A 17,934-nucleotide genomic window follows, 5' to 3' on the forward strand; every position below is an offset into this window, starting at 1 on the left:
TGGACTCACTTATTGGGGATTTTTTTAATCTTATGAATGATTTAAACAAAACCTTAACTCCAATATCATTAGATTTCTTATATTCACTGTACGGAAAAAAAGCAAAAGATATGGAAATAAAAACTGTGCAGTCATTCCTTGAGTATTACGGGAAAATAAGAGAAAGAACAAACCGTATTATTGAAGTTGTTCCTCCTGAGCATATTGATTTTTCCTACAAACCAGGGAAGTTTACCATTGGTGATCAGATAAGGCACATTGCTGCCATTGAACGGTATATGTATGGAGAGACCATTGCAGGAAGGAGAAGTGCTTATCCTGGATGTGGTAAAGACCTTGCTGACGGCCATGAAAATACAGTTCAGTTTTTCAATGAAATGCACAGGCAGACTCTTGAAATCATTGAAGGATTATCAGACGAAGATCTTACCAGGAAATGTCTTACTCCTGCCAATAGTGAAATTTCCGTATGGAAATGGCTTCGCGCCATGATAGAACATGAAATCCACCACAGGGCAGAATTATACATCTACCTGAACCTTCTGGATGTAAAAACACCTCAAATTTATGGGCTTTCTGCAGAGGAAGTGCAGGAGATCAGTGTGAAATTATAAGTGATCATCAGACTATTAACAACAAAAACCAGCTGCCAATGTACCGCTGGTTTTTTTGTTAAAAGATCTTATATTTTGATTTATTTCTATCTTAAGTGAAAAATTATTTGTTTTCGTTTATTAAAAATTGTTAAATATTTATTTGATATATAGGTGTTTATTCCTTTTTTTAATCATTTACTTTAGAATTATTTATAAAAAGTCGTAGAACTACGACAAAATTTCAGATTACATGATGAAAATTTTCTGAATAACGATTACCGTTTTATCTTTGTAATACCACCAATCGAATTACAAAAAAATTAATAATGATTAAAACCCACATATTACAAGAATAACATCAAGAGAAATCTTGAAATTCAACAGGGTTATAAAGTAAACTTACACTTATACTTTTCCTTTTTAAGACCCTGTTCTGATCTCAATATCTGGATTTCACCATTACCATGGAGTACGGATAACGAAAAATGTATCTGAACTTTGTTGTTCAGATCAAGTTCAGGCTTAAAAAAACTGACACCCAATCAATCAAAATATTACAATTATGTTTCAGGACGATCATTCACCCAAAATGCCTGTTTCCAAAGATAAAATTTCAGCTGTAAAGAATATTAAAGAGACATTGACAGATCAGGCAGTCAACAAAGCTGCTCAGGAAATACAGGAAAAATCGAGCGGAACTATTAAGAAAGCTACAGAAAAAATGGCTCAGGTTCAGGCGTATACAGGTGTGGTTCAAAACGGTTCTCAAATGTTTATGAATCAGGTTAAACAACCGAACCCTCCCACACTGATAGAAGATAAAGTATGGGCTAAACAGCCTACTTCAGGGATTTATAATGCCAGTACAATACCCGGAAATCAAGTTGCTGGGATCAATCGTGTAGTAAAACTTGAAATTGTAATTGACGGAAAAGTGATAAAACATTTCAAGCATTTTCAGTTAAAACAAAGTGCTGTAAAACATCATGAATTCGATCTGATGCTGGCCCACGATACGTTAGGGAGTTCAGAAAACCACAATCTTGAAGAAGCTCAAAACTTTCTTGGAAAAAGAATTACCGTAATTTTCAGATATAAAGATGTTGAAGACGGCCCCGAAAGAAACTTTGTAGGAGTGATCACAGAAGTAGGTTTCAGCCAGGAAAAAGGAAGCCTGGGAAATATTGTTCTTACAGGATCAAGTCCTACGGTTCTTTTGGATGCAGCTCCTCATATTCAAAGTTTTGGCGGAGCACAGGAAATTAGTCTGAACAGTATTGCAGATCAGGTAATCAAAGAAGGGCTCGGGCAAAGCAGTTTTGATTTCAGGGTGGATGCTGCCCATGGAAATGTTTCTTACAGCTCACAATATGAGGAGACCCATTATAACTATCTGGCCAGAATTGCAGAAGCCTACGGTGAACAGTTCTATTACGATGGTGAAGTATTGCATTTCGGAAAACTTCCGCCTCAGGAAAAACCTGTGAAGCTTACGTATGGAAGCAGTGTGAGTGATATCAAGATAAAAATGAAAGCTCAGCATGTGAATCCTTCATTTTATGGCTATAACAGTAGTAAAAATGAAAAATTAACAGCAGGAAGTTCAAAAATTAATCATACTTCAGATATTGCCAAAAGAGCGTATGAAATTTCAGAAAAAACTTTTACGACTCCTTCATTAAGAGTGGCTCCCATAAAAGCGGTGTCTTTCATGGACGTGGAAACTTCCCAGAAAGGAACTGCTGGTAGTAAGGCTGTTGAAGTCTTTGTTATTTCAGGAATTACCACAGTGCCATTTCTTTATCCCGGCTGTATCGCGGATATAGAAATGAGAAAAGCTGAAAGCAGTGAAACGACCTATTTTACCAAACTGATGATTACTGATATGTATCATGAGGTAGATGCCAGAGGATATTATACCGGAACTTTTGAGGCAATAGCTTCTGATACGGGATTTATTCCACGTCCGGAGTTTCATACCCCAAAAGCAGATGCACAATTTGCCAAAGTAATTTCCAATGTAGATCCTTTGAATCAGGGTAGAGTTAAAGTACAGTTCGACTGGCAAAATGGTTCTACCACAACAGAATATATCAGGGTAATGACTCCAGATGGTGGAGGAAGCGAAAAAGTGAGTAAAAATCGTGGTTTCATGGCGATTCCGGAAGAAGGTGACCAGGTGGTGGTTAATTTCGCGCACCAGCATCCTGACCGTCCGTTCGTGATGGGAGGAATGTTCCATGGAGGCGTTGGCGGCGGCGGTGGTGCCGGAAATAATATTAAAAGCTTAAGCAGTAAAAGCGGGCATACAATGAGCCTGGATGATGCTGGTGGGATTACCGTAAAAGATAAAGATCAAAATTCTGTTTTTCTGGACGGAGCAGGAAATATAAGCATAGACAGCAAAATTTCCATTACGCTGAATTGTGGAAGCAGCTCAATCTATATGGATAAAGATGGCAATATTCAGATTAAAGGAAAAGAAATATTTGTACAGGGAGTCAATATTGGAGTTGGTGGAACAACGAGTATCGGAGTTGGAGTAGGACCTGAAAATGGTGAACCTACTTCCGGTGTTGGAATCAAATCTGATACCCTTGATATCGGAACCAATACGCTTTCCATGAGAGGTGATACTGAAGCCAATCTTAGCAGTGGAGGAAAAATTAATGTTGGCGGCGGAAGTGAAACAAATATTGTAAGTGGAACTGTAAAACTGAATTAATGAATCCTGTAGATTTGGAGTTGGTGAAGTTAAAAAGACAATGGCAGAAAGTTGTTTCAAAAAACGAAGAAAAACCTATGCTGATCTGTATAGGCGAAAAACATGAAACGGATCTTTTTGACGGATTTATCAAATCGAAACTTTCTGAAGATGAAGAAAGTGATGATGTTTTTTTACTCCATTATCAGGAATTTAACGGAATGAACTCTTTCGGGCAAACCTTATTGGATGAATGGACTGAGTTCTATGAGATGTTGAAAAAAAGCGAAGAGAATATTCCTCAATGGGATTTGAAAAACCCGGAAGAAAACTTTAAAACAGATGCATATAAGGCATTTTATCCTTTGATGGAATTAAAGAAGAACTTCCCTAATATTCAGGATTCTAAAATTTACATCTACATTGCTCCACTCAGGATCAGTGATACCGGGGAACTTTCTTTATGGGTGAAAGAGTGGTGCAGGATCTGTGAAATGTCAGAGAATAAAGATATTAAACTGGTATGGGCAGAACATCATACCTACAGAACTTTGCCCAATATCTCTTCTGCGCATAGCTTCAGAGTGGAAGTAGACATTCATCAGTTAATGCAGAATACTGCGGCTCACACTAACCGCAAGAAGAACAGCCCGGATACGGATTTTCAACAACAGATTCTTATCGCAAGCAATCACTTAAGCAAAGAAAGATTCAAAGAAGCAGAGCATGCATTGAAAACAGCTGTGAAACTTGCCAAAGAACAAAAGAATAAACAGGGAGAGATTTCTGCTTATTTTATGCTTACCCAGGCTTATACTGCAGACAGGAAGAAAGAAAAGGCAGAAGATACCTACCGCACCATATTAGAAGAAGTAGAACCGGATAGCCCTTTAGCAGTTCAGATGTATATGAATTATGGTAGTTATCTGCTGGGAAACTCTAAAAAATCCAAAGCAGAAATAATATTTGAAAAAGCTGCAGAAACTGCTCAGAAAATAGGAGAATATGCAATGGCGATTGAGTGTTACAGAATCATCGCTACATTGAATGATACGGTTCTGACAAAAGATAAAATGATCAGATATTTTGAAAAATGTCTGGATATAGCAAAATTGATGGATTCTTCAGCCAGAGAACAGAGCAGCCTTAGGTTTGTAGCCTCAATGCTTATTCTCAAATATGAAGGTGATACCGATAAAAAAACAAAACTGGATAGTGAAATGAAGACTTATTTTGGTGATGACTGGAAGGTGAGTGTAGAAAAACCAAAAGCAGGGTAATCTCAAATTAAAAGAAATCATGGCAGATCTGAATAAAAAAACAGTAAAACCCATCAAGGTAGCAAAGCCGGATATGAACCCGGACCGCTCCTGGAAGGTCAAAGCAGACGTTACTTCGGTAAGTTGGGATAAAACGACACAGGGCTGGAAAAACGGAATGAAAAATAATTTCGATTCCCTGAATCCTGTTTCTATGGCTAAATCCTTATTGGGAGGAGATGCCGGCCAGCCGGAGAAAAGCAGTGGAGGCGGAGGTGGCGACAGTGCTGTGACAACAGAAAGAGCAGCACCGGAAAGCAAAGTGAAACTGATTAAGGTCAATAATCCTGCAATGCCTTCCACAGCTATTCAGCATACAAGTAAGCATTTTGATATCGTACTGGCCATTGATATTCACTGGACGCTCATTCCGCCGCCACCTTCATTTATGTTTATTCCTTTGCCATTGCCTCATCCGTTTATCGGGATTGTTTTTGATATTATGGATTATATTACCATCAAGATTCCGGTTCCGCAATTTGCAAGAAATCTGATGCCTTCTCTTCCGGAAAGTATTCCGATGGGAGGCTCAATATATGTTCACGGAAGGCATAAAGCTACCACTACAACCAGTGTGATGGGAGTGGTGATTCCATTCAGACATGTTACATCGCTTATTCCGGTGTATCTCATTCCTTTTCCTCAGGAAGCTCCCCATGAAGGAGAAGTGTATTACGGCTCACAGACCGTTCTGGCACAGGGAAGTAAAATGAGCGGAAATCAGCCTCAACAGGTATTAACGTGTATGGGATTTCCTTTCGGAATGACCATGCTGCCTGCAATGCCGGATAAACCCAAGAAAAATCCATTGGCTTATTTTGCTTTCTACAATAACTTTTCAAGCATGTATATCCAGATCAATACGGGAGGCCCTGTATTGGTGGGAGGAGCCTTTGTTCCTCATACTTATACACCCGGAGAAATGCTGATGCGTCTTGCCGGGATGTTCTTAATGAGAAGTTTAACAAAGAAAATAGGAAAACTGGGAGCAAATGGTTTAAAAAAGCTTAATAACAGTGTTCTTAAAAAAGCTCCTTTCAATAAGTTTAAATTTTCAAATGCTCTTTCTAAGAAATTATGTCATTGGGGGCTGGAACCTGTTAATTTTGCAACGGGTGCTATGTTTTTTGAATGGGAGGATTTCGAAATTCTAGGGAATACTCCTTTAACCTGGAAAAATAAATGGCACAGCGATAGACCTTATGATTTTGGGCCTTTAGGAAATGGCGTTTTTAATAATCACGATCTGTTTATCCTTCCTGAAGAGAATAACAAATTTGCCGGATGGATGCATCCTGAAGAAAATATAGCCATGCTTGTTCCCGTACCTGAAATTGGAAAAGAAATGACCTATTTCAGAGATCAGAAAATCTGGCAATACAGACCAAATAACAGTATTTGGGTTGTTCGCAAAGGTACAGACATCTACACTTATACCCGCTTTCATCATGTTACAGAAGGAGTGATATATAAAATTGCAAGGATCGAATATGGTGACGGAACTGTTCGTGAATATGAGTATGAAGGCCGCAATATTGTTCTAAAAAGGATAAAAGATGTTAATACAGAAACAAGTATAGAAACCACTATTCACCCTGAATATAAAAAGATAACAGAAGTCTGTTATTGCTATAAAAACCAAAAAGATCTGTTGGTCCGTTATAGTTATGATGAGCGTGGAAATCTTACCCATGTCTGGGATATTCACAAAAAAGCGATCGTCTTTGAATATAATGGGAAAAATCAAATTGTAAGAAGAGTCAACCGAAATGGGATGAGCTATATCTGGAAATATGATAAAAAAGGTAGGGTAGTATATACTAAAGGTTTGGATGGATATATGGAAGGAAGTTTTCATTATGATGAAGAAGAAGGCTTCACAGAAGTAATATACCCTAAACAAGATAATAAAACAGAACGTTATTATTATGATGATCATTTTCTTGTATATAAAAAAGTAGATGGAGAAGGTGGGGAAACCTGGTATGACTTTACAGCATACAATGAACTGAAAATGATAGGAAGCCCGGAAGGACGTGTTCAGGGGTATACGTATGATGAAATGGGAAATATCAAGACTTTTCACAGTCCTGATGGAGAAGAATATCATTATCAGTATAATGAGTTTGGACAGGTTATTGCCCGTTTTTCACCTTCGGGAGCTTCTGAAACATGGAATTATGATGAGCATGGAAGATTAATCAGTCATACAGATGCGGCAGAAGAAAATGTTTATTATGAATATGCTGATGGAAAAAGGCTTCCGGAAAGATGCATAAGAGAAAAAGTTACGGCATCTTACGAATATAATGAGAGAGGGCAGCTTATTCAGCTTACCAATACTATCGGAACTGAGCAATTTTGGAAATTTGATGACTATGGAAGGCTGTTGATCTTTAGTCCGAAACCTTTAAGCAGAACTGTTTGGAACAGAGATAAAATGGGAAGGGTGGTTGAAGTGAATGAACAGGGGCAATTACCATTGAAACTTCGCTACGATGCGTATGATCTTCCGGTGTATGCTACAGATGGCCATGCAGAATGGTTGATGAGTTATACTCCAATGGGAAGCTTAAAGCGGCAGGTTCGAAGGAATGCACTCACCAGTAAGAAAGAAGAAACACTAGCCTTTGGCTATGATGCTTACGAAAATTTAGTAAGTATGACCAATGAAAAAGGAGAGGTCTATATTTTTGAAAGAGATAATAATAACAAAATTATTGGTGAAACCGGCTTTGAGGGACGTAAAACAATCTTTATCCGTGATAAGGATGGCTTGATAACCCAAAGAAGAAACCCTCATGGAAATACAATCTTTTATGAATATGATCTTGCAGGAAGAATAACGCAGGTGGATTATCCGGACGGAACCTGGGAGGCATATCAATATGATACTTCAGGTTTGCTTATCAAAGCAGATAACGAAGATAGCAGTGTTAGCTTTCAGAGAAACCAGTTGGGGCAGATTATCAATGAAAAACAAGGGGAACATTTAGTTCAATATAAATATGATCAGCAAGCTAATCTTATCGGTCTGGAAAGCAGCTTAGGAGCGAAAATTGATTATTCCTATACTGATCTGGGACAGCTTAGAAATATTTCCGCCAGCACTACAGAGGTAATTTTACCCTGGCAGATGAATGTTGAAACCCGCAGAAATGAGCAAATCCTTTCCCGTGAAATGACCGGGAATGTGGAAAGTACTTTTGAATTCGATCATACCGGAATGCCTATAAGCCAGAAAGTAATTACTCATAAAGCAAATACTACTTTTCATAAAGACTATATATGGGGAGAAGGAAACCGGTTGTTGACTATTCTTGACAAAGTAAAAGGTGGTAGAACAAGATTTGATTATGATGCATTTGGAAGTCTTGCTGCTGCAGAATATGCCAATGGAAAAGTTCAGCATAAAAATCCTGATGAAACGGGCTGCTTATATGAAAGTATAAAACGTACCGACCGTATTTATGATAAAGGTGGAAAGCTGATGCGCGACAAAAACTGGTTTTATCATTATGATGAAGAAGGAAATTTGTTATTAAAGAGTAAAAGGGTGATCAATAATGCGAGGCCAGAACATCAGGAAAAATCAAACAGCGCTCATCCTTATTACAAAGCCATTGCCTCGGATTGGCTTAGCCGCCCGAAAATGCCGGAAGGTGTTATTTTACCTGATGTGAACGATAATTCCTCAGCAGAAATTCAAAAAACTGAATGGGAATCCGGTGACTGGGCTTATTCCTGGAGGGCTAATGGAATGCTGGCTAAAGTAAAGCGTCCTGATGGTAAAGAAGTGAGTTTTGAGTATGATGCACTGGGAAGAAGAATTTCTAAAATTGGCTGGCAGAAAATAACTCGTTATATTTGGGATGGTAATGTTCTTTTACATGAATGGAATTATAATATTGAGGCAAGACCTGCCAATGAAATTGATGATGAAGGAAATATTATAAATAAGCAAGAGCCTGTAGAGAATTTAATAACATGGGTTTATGAAACAGGGAGCCATGTGCCGTCTGCAAAGATTGAAGGAAACAGAAGGACTTCAATTATTTCAGATTATATAGGGAGACCTGTGCAGGCTTATAATGAGGATGGAAATCTGGTCTGGAGTGCCGACTATGATATTTTCGGAAGAATTGAAAATGTAAATGGTGATGAATCATTTATTCCTTTCCGACAGCAAGGGCAGTATGAAGATGAGGAGACGGGACTTTGTTATAATAGATTCCGTTATTATGATGGGAAAAGCGGTACTTATCTTTCTCAGGATCCAATAGGTCCGCTTGGAGATAATCCCAATCTGTATGCGTATACCCATGATAGTAATTCGGAAATTGATCCGCTGGGATTAATAGAGGTTGACGGGGGATGGTCACGAAGAAAAGCAGAACGAGGTTCAATTATAAAAGCAAAAAGACCTACACCTCCTTCTATACATGCTACCAAACATATTCAGGCCACTTCGATGGAAGATGCTAAAGCCAGAAGTATTAAAGGAGTAGGCGGTAAACCAGAAGGATCATATTTCCCGGATGTAGTAAAAGATAATTTCAAAAATTTTGAGAAAAAAGCCGCATTTGATGCCATGAGAAAGGGTAATGTAGTACCTAATGGTGGAGTTACTTACTATATTTATGAACATCCTACCGATATTGGATATAATATGGGAGAAAAAACAAGATTTATGAGAGTGGAAGTGGCTTCCGGTACCATACACAGCCATCCGATATCAGAGGCAGATGCCAATAATTATATAAAAAAAGCAAATTATCCATAACGATGAAAGATAAAGGAATACTAAACACTGGAATTCAGGTTGAAGGCGGATGGAGTATTGATGCAAACGTTTTTATAGACAAAAATTATAATATAGAGGATATCCCTTTTGATGATACCTTATTGTTTAGTGCTGTAAATCACATTACAGGAAAAAATATTTCAGTTACCTATGAAAACAGTAACGTAGGATATTCTTTTGATTTCTGCATGCTATCCAGAAGGTTAGGGGAATGGCATCATGATGGTGCAGCTATTTATAAAACAATAGAGACAGGTCATCAAATTGATAAATTATACAATACATTATCAGAATACCTGAATCCTTCAAAAAAAGAGCTTATCCCTTTAAAAATTTCAAGCTGGACCATTGTTTATAATAATCTGATAAGAAATGAAGGTTTGTATGATGATATAGAATTGATTTTTTCAGCAGTAAGAGGAAAACTTTTTATAGACATTACCTACAATCGGAATTCTGAAAAACCTTACTATATCTATATCGGATTATCAAAATATGAATATTCCCAAATTATTTATAGTTTGAATAAACCGGCAAGAGAATACCAGGAATTATTTTTAAAAAATATAGATGAAGTTGTTGTCATAATTAATGATTTTCTCATAGAACAAGACAATTATTTATCTGAAATTTCAAGAAAAACCTGAGTGCTGTACTGATGTGAAATGGACAGTAAGTCAAAAGCACAGCAATAGAGTTTAAATATTTAATCCAAATCCAATTCAAATATATTATGAAAAAAATATTCTCAGAACTTAAAGGTTTTGTGGTGTTTAGTCCACAACTTTTAGCAAAATATCTGGAAGAAAATCACCTTTCCGGTAATAATATTTTAAAATATTTTGTAGAAAACGAACATGGGGATGAAATAACAAAATCAGGAATCGCTATTCCAATTATAGGGGTAGAGGAAGACTATTATGCATTCCGGGTTTCTGTAAATGAGGAAAAAATCCTGAATGATGATGAAGTAGAGGTAGAGTCAAGAGGCTGGGTTTTTCAGACGGCTAATAATGAAGTAAAAATTGTAGGAATTGGCTATTTAAAAGATATTACTACCATTAATGAGGAAAACAGTATTACGTTATCCTTGGAAAACGGATGGCATACTTTGAAAATACGGGGAGGAAGTCAAAATGGCGAAAGACTATTTGAGTTGCACATGGAAAAACAGGATGCATACCCGGCTTTCAGCGGAGACGTGACTACCGAGTATTACTATGGTTAAAAAACTAGTGAAAAAATATTGAACCGTAAATATTTCATCCCTGAGTTTAAATATCTGATGTTGAGATCTTAATATTCAAATTTTATTTGGCTAAGGACATTGCTGTCTCTTTAAAACATCAGAAATACGATTTTTATTGTAAAAATATTTTGTCAGTAATAAAAAACTTTCTATATTTGCACCACTGAAAACAACGGTACTACCGGAGTTAAAGGAGAGTTGGCAGAGTGGTCGATTGCGGCAGTCTTGAAAACTGTTGACTGTAACAGGTCCGGGGGTTCGAATCCCTCACTCTCCGCAAAGAAAACCTTGAATCAATTGATTTAAGGTTTTTTATTTTTAGAGTATATCTTAGATTGAAATCAGTATAAATAAGAATACATTATATAGTTTAAATAAAAAGCCCTGCAATTCAAAATCACAGGGTTTATTGTTGAGAATAGGGTCTTCTTTAACTTAAAATCTCACATGGTGCTATACAGATCACCCACGGACATCTTTTGATTCCCGGAGGTGGACAGCATGCTTCAGAACAGCTTACCGCTCCGCCATTAATACTCTTTAATTGGTCTCTTGAAATTTTTTTAGAATTTTTCATAGTCAAGTAATTGTGTTAAACGTAAATTAAGGCTGGTTTCCTCCACCACATCCGTCGTAAGGCATACATTGCCACTTACCACCGATTAAACATAGCTGTCCACCTCTGCAATCAATTCCACCCTTAATTGTTTTCAATTCCTGTCTTTCGATTTTCTTTAAATTTTTCATAATAATTTTTAAGTTTAGTTCTATTCGAAATTAATCAAATTTTATCAACTATTGTAGAATTATTGTAAAAATATTTATTTTTTAATTGTTTACTTGTAGGATGTTTTGTAATTATTTTATGGAATTAAGTAAAATTGGTTTATGGGATAAGCCTTGAAATCTGTACTTAAAGAGTTGATTTCATTTCAGTAAAATCTTGCCCTGTGGCAAGTCCGTTTTCAGATTGACTTGGTAATTTTGATTAAAAGTTTAATCCACCAAATCTGATAATATTATGAAAAATTTATTCAAATTCTCTGCATTATTAATCCTAACTGTTTTTCTGACAGCATCCAAGGTATACGGACAAAAAGTAAAACCTTCTGAAAGCGGCTATGCGCCTGCCAACGGAATCAAAGTGTATTATGAAGTTTATGGTAAAGGAAAGCCTGTTGTACTGTTACATGGAGCCTTTATGACGATTGACCTGAATTGGGGCGAGCTGATCCCGGAATTGTCTAAAAACAGAAAAGTAATTGCACTTGAATTACAGGGCCATGGGCATACCCCGTTTTCAGAAAGGAAATTATCACACACTACTTTAGCCAGTGATGTTACAAAGGTGATGGACTATCTGAAAATTGATAAAGCAGATGTTGTAGGCTACAGTTTTGGTGGGGAAGTGGCTTATCAATTAGCGATACAGAGTCCGGAAAGACTGAACAAACTGGTTATTATTTCGTCAACATATAAAACTAATGGCTGGCTGCCCGAAGTCAATAAAGCATTGGAAGGAATGAAACCAGACCTCTTTACAAACAGTCCTATGCATACTGCCTATAATGCTGTAGCACCAGATAAAACAAAATGGACTCCATTTCTGCAGCAGATGATAGCTTCTGCGGGACAACCTTTTGATCTTGGCGATAATAACATTTCTAAAATTCGGGTACCGGTTTTAATCATAGCTGGTGATAATGATGGATTGGACAAAACAGAACTTTCAAAAACCTATAAATTATTGGGAGGTGATGTCTTTGCGGACATGGGAGAAATGCCCAAATCGCAATTGGCTATTGCTCCGGGACAAACCCATGTGAGTCTGATGATGCAGACAGCAATGATTCTGAACTATCTGAATAATTTTTTAAAATAGTTTGAGTATGAATCCAAAATTTGAAGCAGGAATTAATATCGCTATAAAAATTCCCAAAAGTAAATATGAAAAAACAGTTGCCTTCTACAGAGAAATTCTAAAATTAGAAGTGGAGGAAAAACCCATTAATAATCCTACTGTTTCCAGAACTCACGAAGTAAAATTCGGGAATAATATTATTTGGCTGGATTGTGTCGACAATTATACCCATTCCGAAACCTGGTTACAACTCACGGTCCCTGATGTAGAAACAGCAACAGAATACTTGCTGTCAAATGGTGTGGAAACCTGTGACGAGATTGAAGAACTTCCTGACAACATGCACTGGATTACTGATCCTGCTGGGACGGTGTTCAATTTGCAGCAAAAGAAGTAAAATCGGGAATTTTACAGATAAGGTTTCACCATAGAATTATATCACACAAATTGTGTAATTTTAATACCTTTAATCATCAAATTATTAAAATTTTAAAATATTCTCATGCAGACGAAACCATTCAATTTCATTGTAACCCTCTTTTTTCTGGTATTAAGTGTGACTGCATTTTCACAAAAAACAGCCGCTTTGAATTCTTTATTGGACAAAAATTCAGAATTTATCTTCCCACAGACACCCGATAAAATATCAAAAGCACTGAATGTAAAAACTGTTTTTTATGAAGATGCCAACGAAGAAAAATATGCAAAATGGCCAATGAAAACAGGGCTGGAACTTTATTGTGGTCTTGGAAAAGATAATGCTGTCAATGAGATGTTTTTCGCAGCTTCAGACAATAAATCTTTAGTGGTGGAAGGACTTCCTTTTGGCCTTGTGCTGAATAAAAGTACCTTACAGGATAGTAAAACCAGGTTCACTAAATACAATGCTAAAACGCAAAAATTAGGAGCTGCCAGTGAATTTCCAGGTGGATCAAAACTTGTTTTTAAAAAAGGAAAACATTATGCAACATTGTTTTTTGACAATAAAAACCTGTTGAAATCATTAGGTTTAACACCAACACTTGTTGATCCGGCAGCCAATTAATTACTGGAAAATTAGAATAATAACAACATCCGTCATTATCGACGGATTTTTTTATATCTGAAGCAGATTAACGTAAAGCGAAAGCTATATCGTCAGCCCATGGTTATTCTTTACCTCAGCCATCACAAACGTACTGTGGGTACTCCCTATGGAATCCACAGATCCAAGCTTATTGAATACAAAATCCTGATAATGCTTCATATCCCGTACCTGAACTTTCAGAAGGAAATCAAAATCCCCGGAAATATTGTAACATTCGGCAACTTCTTCGATTTCTAAAATCTCTTTTACAAAATCATAGCCTACAGACCTGTCATGAATTTTGAGTTTGATCTGGCAGAAAACCGTAAATCCACGGTTCAGTTTTTCAGCATCAAGAACCGCTGCATATCTTTTAACAAAACCATCCTGTTCCAGTCTTTTTACCCTTTCAAAAACAGGGGAGGTAGAAAGGTTTACTTCTTTTGCAAGTTCCTTAACGGTCAGTTTAGCATTTTTCTGGAGCAGCCTGAGCAGCTGTAAATCCTTATCATCGAGTTGTTCCACAGAATATTATTCTTTTAAATGATTAAAACAGTCAAATGTACAGAATTTTATGCTTTTATTTTTGTTTTTAAAAGTTTAATTTGCTTAATTATTTGATAATAATTGTATTTTTATTCTGTATTGCTAATTTTACACAAAATTAAAAACTTTTACTGATGACCATAGTTAAAGGTAAAAGTACAGTTCTTTACAGATACTTCATCAAACAGAAAAGGTTTTACTTAACGTAGATTAATAGGGAATCGTGTGCAAATCACGAGCTGTCGCGCAACTGTAAGTAACACACCAAAGGTTTCTGTCCTTGCAGATCCACTGCCAAAAGCGGGAAGGATGACGGAAACTGTTACAAGTCAGGAGACCTGCCTTTACTGAATTGACAATGCTTTCGCGGTCTGAAGCTTTGGGGTCATACAGATGATATATCGGATTCGGGTATTTTCTTTTGTAAAGGAAATTACGCTGTCTGCTATGTCATGACTTTCCTGAAACTTCTTCCGATAAAACATTACGAAGCCTTTTAAAGAACTTTCCCAATAAGTTTAATTAAAAAGTTTAAAAAAATGCAAACTCACATCCTTGGCTATCCGCGTATTGGTAGCAAAAGAGAACTCAAAAAAGCCTGCGAACAGTATTGGTCAGGTAAAATCCTTTTGGAAGAACTTCTGAATACCGGAAGAACTATCTGTAACCAAAACTGGAATATCCAGAAAGAAGCAGGGATAGACCTTATCCCGTGTAATGATTTTTCATACTATGATCAGGTATTGGATATGAGCCTTGTAGTAGGAGCCATTCCAACACGTTACCATGAAGTGGTGCTTAAAAAGAACAATACTGAATTGGATCTTTATTTTGCAATGGCAAGAGGATATCAGAAAGATGGATTGGATATCACTGCCATGGAAATGACCAAGTGGTTCGATACCAACTATCACTATATCGTTCCGGAATTTTATAAAAATCAACAGTTTAAACTGAGCTCAGATAAGATTTTCAATGAATTTGCCGGAGCAAAACAAGCGGGAATCAATGCAAAACCGGTGATTATCGGACTGGTTTCTTATCTGTTATTAGGAAAAGAAAAAGAAGAAGGCTTCGATAAATTGGATCTGGCTGGAAATCTTCTTCCAGTCTATACAGAGATTTTAACCAAACTTCAGGATCAGGGTGCGGAATGGATTCAGTTTGATGAACCTTTTCTGGCGTTGGATTTAACAGAAAAAGCCAAAGAAACGTATCTTTCTGTGTATGCCGAAATCAGAAAACGTTTTCCGAAACTGAAATTTATCGTTGCCACTTATTTTGACGGATTAAAAGATAATGCATCAATTGCTGTTTCCCTTCCGGTGAATACATTGCATATTGATCTGGTGAGAAATCCTGAACAGTTAGATGATATTCTGAATGTTATTCCGGAAAGCTTAAGCCTTTCATTAGGAGTAACCGACGGTAGAAATATCTGGAAAAATGATTACGAAAAATCATTGTCTTTCATCAGAAAAGCTGTTGAGAAATTAGGATCTGAAAGAATTCTGATTGCACCATCATGTTCATTGCTTCATTCACCTTGTGACCTTGATTTTGAAACCAGTCTTAATCCTGAAATTAAAAAATGGCTGGCTTTTGCAAAACAAAAAGTAAAGGAAGTCGTGACGCTTAAACAACTGGCATCCGGAACGGAAAATGAACAGGTTCTTGAAGCATTTGAAGAAAATAAAAAAGCCATTGAAAGCAGAAGAACTTCTTCTCTTATCCATAATGATCAGGTAAAACAGAGAGTAAATTCAGTTACTGAAAAAGATGCTCAGAGAATAAATACTTTCAAAATCCGTAAAGAAGAACAGCAGGAAGTATTGCAGCTACCTTTATTTCCAACCACTACAATCGGATCATTCCCGCAAACCACAGAAGTAAGAAGCTGGAGAGCAAAATTTAAAAAAGGAGAGCTTACTGCAGAACAATATGATACCTTATTGAAACAGGAAACGCAGAGAACAATCCGCTGGCAGGAAGACATCGGAATTGATGTATTGGTTCATGGAGAATTTGAGCGAAACGACATGGTGGAATATTTCGGGGAACAGTTGGAAGGATTTGTATTCACTAAAAACGGTTGGGTACAAAGCTACGGAAGCCGTTGTGTGAAACCTCCTGTCATCTTCGGTGATGTTTCCCGCCCGACTCCGATGACGGTGTATTGGTCTGAATATGCACAATCCCAGACTGAAAAATGGGTGAAAGGTATGTTGACAGGTCCGGTTACGATTTTACAGTGGTCTTTTGTACGTGATGATCAGCCTCGTTCAGAAACTTGTAAGCAGATTGCTTTGGCAATCCGTGATGAGGTAGTGGACCTGGAAAAAGCAGGGATCAGAATTATTCAGATTGATGAACCTGCCATCAGAGAAGGACTACCATTAAGAAAAACAGACTGGCAGAATTATCTGAAATGGGCAGTGGAAGCTTTCAGAATTTCAGCAAGCGGAGTGGAAGATGCTACCCAAATTCACACTCACATGTGTTATTCTGAGTTCAATGATATTATTGAAAACATTGCCGATATGGATGCAGATGTCATTACCATAGAATGTTCACGTTCTCAGATGGAACTGCTGAATGCTTTCGCCGATTTCAAATATCCGAATGAAATTGGTCCTGGAGTATACGATATTCACTCACCAAGAGTTCCTTCAAAAGAAGAAATGATTGAATTGCTGAGAAAGGCTCAGAATGTCATTCCTGCCAACCAACTTTGGGTAAACCCTGATTGCGGACTGAAGACAAGACATTGGGAAGAAACTGAAAAAGCTTTAATCGCAATGGTTGCCGCTGCTAAAGAAGCTTCAATAGAATATGCACTTTAAAAAACTTTAGAAATAATTAGATTCAATTATTCAGATCGTGCCATGATATTCATGGCACGATTTATTATGGTAATCCGGTGAAATGTTGATGAAGTAAAGTTTTACTATTGTGTTTTATAATAAACATGTGTTTCTGAACTATTTTGCCTGTAAAGCACTTGGCGGATAACCAAACTGTTTTTTAAACGCAAACGAGAAATGGGATAGATTTTCAAACCCAAGATCCAGATAAATATCAGAAACTGATCTTCCTTTTTGGGTAAGCAGAAAATGGGCTTCCTTTAATCTCCGAAGCTGCAGCCACTGTCTTGGCGGAATTCCGAATATCTTTTGAAAATCCCTTTTAAATGCAGAGAGACTTCTCCCTGTTAAATAAGCAAAACGCTCTACATTGACATTGAAATGAAAGTTTTTATTCATAAAAGATTCAATATCTATTTTATAGGGTTCGGAAAAATCAAACAAAATATCCTTAAGGCCGGGATCGTAATTCAACAGTAAGAGGAGAGCTTCTTTTTGTTTAAGCTTCAGTATTTCTTCAGAAGCAGGAAGATCTTCATACGGTAATAATGAGTACATAAAAGAATGTAATGCCTTTTGCTCCGGTTTTATATAGGCCTGGACATTGTCCTTTTTTTCTGCCTGATATCCATACTCACGGCTGAAGTCATGAAGCATGGTATCGTCAAAATAGATGGATATGGTTCTGATTTCCCCGTTTTTGGGTGGATATTTTGCGAATTTCAATAAACTGTTTTTCCTTGCAGAATAGAGTTCTCCTTCTTTAAATATCGTTTTTGTGATGCCATCATTAAGTTCCATTTCCCCGGAGAGCACCAGGCCGAGGCTGTGAATTCGTGCAAATTGTTCTCCTTCCCTGAATTCTGAAAAATGACAGGAGTAATTGATGGGAAAAGGAATATTATTTTCGCTCATAGCTCAGAAA

The 17,934-nt window shown here is 37.1% G+C and carries 14 protein-coding genes, 1 tRNA gene and 1 riboswitch; of the genes, 11 read left to right on the forward strand and 4 right to left on the reverse strand.

All coding sequences use genetic code 11. The features are described 5' to 3' along the window. The first annotated feature begins 110 nt into the window (after window positions 1-110). The 7 genes from PZ898_RS01100 to PZ898_RS01130 all read left to right on the forward strand — a co-directional run bounded on the left by PZ898_RS01100 (window position 111) and on the right by PZ898_RS01130 (window position 10,949). Window positions 111-614: a DinB family protein gene (locus PZ898_RS01100; RefSeq protein WP_123277826.1), complete on the forward strand. Its 504-nt coding sequence runs from the start codon at window positions 111-113 to the stop codon at window positions 612-614. Between the two features lie 544 nt (window positions 615-1,158). Beyond that, window positions 1,159-3,321, forward strand: a complete 2,163-nt coding sequence (locus tag PZ898_RS01105; RefSeq protein ID WP_241279389.1) for a phage baseplate assembly protein V — start codon at window positions 1,159-1,161, stop codon at window positions 3,319-3,321. Continuing rightward, window positions 3,321-4,580: a hypothetical protein gene (locus PZ898_RS01110; RefSeq protein WP_277694573.1), complete on the forward strand. Its 1,260-nt coding sequence runs from the start codon at window positions 3,321-3,323 to the stop codon at window positions 4,578-4,580. Before PZ898_RS01105 ends, PZ898_RS01110 begins: the two co-directional genes overlap by 1 nt. A 19-nt stretch (window positions 4,581-4,599) precedes the next feature. Beyond that, complete coding sequence (locus PZ898_RS01115) at window positions 4,600-9,402, forward strand: RHS repeat-associated core domain-containing protein (protein ID WP_277694574.1); 4,803 nt, start codon at window positions 4,600-4,602, stop codon at window positions 9,400-9,402. A gap of 2 nt (window positions 9,403-9,404) precedes the next feature. Then, entirely contained in the window at window positions 9,405-10,070 is a 666-nt protein-coding gene (locus PZ898_RS01120; protein ID WP_277694575.1) for a hypothetical protein, read from the forward strand. An 86-nt stretch (window positions 10,071-10,156) separates the two neighbouring features. Then, a complete protein-coding gene (locus PZ898_RS01125) occupies window positions 10,157-10,651 on the forward strand; it encodes a hypothetical protein (RefSeq protein WP_277694576.1) in 495 nt (164 codons plus the stop codon). A 213-nt stretch (window positions 10,652-10,864) separates the two neighbouring features. Next, window positions 10,865-10,949 (forward strand) — tRNA-Ser (locus PZ898_RS01130). 153 nt (window positions 10,950-11,102) lie between these two features. Here PZ898_RS01130 and PZ898_RS01135 read toward each other — a convergent pair. Next, the gene (locus PZ898_RS01135) at window positions 11,103-11,249 is read right to left on the reverse strand and encodes a hypothetical protein (RefSeq protein ID WP_165835290.1); all 147 of its coding nucleotides are present in this window, start codon (window positions 11,247-11,249) and stop codon (window positions 11,103-11,105) included. Window positions 11,250-11,275: 26 nt separating this feature from the next. Then, the gene (locus PZ898_RS01140) at window positions 11,276-11,419 is read right to left on the reverse strand and encodes a hypothetical protein (protein ID WP_002980068.1); all 144 of its coding nucleotides are present in this window, start codon (window positions 11,417-11,419) and stop codon (window positions 11,276-11,278) included. 274 nt (window positions 11,420-11,693) lie between these two features. Between PZ898_RS01140 and PZ898_RS01145 the strand changes: the two genes are divergently transcribed. From PZ898_RS01145 to PZ898_RS01155, 3 genes are all read left to right on the forward strand, one after another. Continuing rightward, complete coding sequence (locus PZ898_RS01145) at window positions 11,694-12,554, forward strand: alpha/beta hydrolase (RefSeq protein ID WP_277694577.1); 861 nt, start codon at window positions 11,694-11,696, stop codon at window positions 12,552-12,554. Window positions 12,555-12,561: 7 nt separating this feature from the next. Continuing rightward, on the forward strand, window positions 12,562-12,930 hold the full coding sequence (locus PZ898_RS01150; protein ID WP_277694578.1) for a VOC family protein: 369 nt from the start codon (window positions 12,562-12,564) through the stop codon (window positions 12,928-12,930). A 105-nt stretch (window positions 12,931-13,035) separates the two neighbouring features. Further along, window positions 13,036-13,578 (forward strand): hypothetical protein, encoded by a 543-nt coding sequence (locus PZ898_RS01155; RefSeq protein ID WP_277694579.1) that lies wholly within the window; start codon window positions 13,036-13,038, stop codon window positions 13,576-13,578. Window positions 13,579-13,662: 84 nt separating this feature from the next. Here PZ898_RS01155 and PZ898_RS01160 read toward each other — a convergent pair whose 3' ends face one another. Continuing rightward, a complete protein-coding gene (locus PZ898_RS01160) occupies window positions 13,663-14,124 on the reverse strand; it encodes an Lrp/AsnC family transcriptional regulator (RefSeq protein WP_079241360.1) in 462 nt (153 codons plus the stop codon). A gap of 195 nt (window positions 14,125-14,319) precedes the next feature. Next, a riboswitch (cobalamin riboswitch) is annotated at window positions 14,320-14,506 on the forward strand. A 178-nt stretch (window positions 14,507-14,684) separates the two neighbouring features. On the opposite strand from PZ898_RS01160, the gene metE reads away from it, so the two are divergent. Beyond that, a complete protein-coding gene (gene metE / locus PZ898_RS01165; protein WP_277694580.1) occupies window positions 14,685-16,988 on the forward strand; it encodes a 5-methyltetrahydropteroyltriglutamate--homocysteine S-methyltransferase in 2,304 nt (767 codons plus the stop codon). A 138-nt stretch (window positions 16,989-17,126) separates the two neighbouring features. Here metE and PZ898_RS01170 read toward each other — a convergent pair whose 3' ends face one another. Next, window positions 17,127-17,924 (reverse strand): AraC family transcriptional regulator, encoded by a 798-nt coding sequence (locus PZ898_RS01170; protein WP_277694581.1) that lies wholly within the window; start codon window positions 17,922-17,924, stop codon window positions 17,127-17,129. Between the last annotated feature and the right edge of the window lie 10 nt (window positions 17,925-17,934).

Source organism: Chryseobacterium sp. WX, assembly GCF_029542485.1.
Classification (GTDB): domain Bacteria; phylum Bacteroidota; class Bacteroidia; order Flavobacteriales; family Weeksellaceae; genus Chryseobacterium; species Chryseobacterium cucumeris.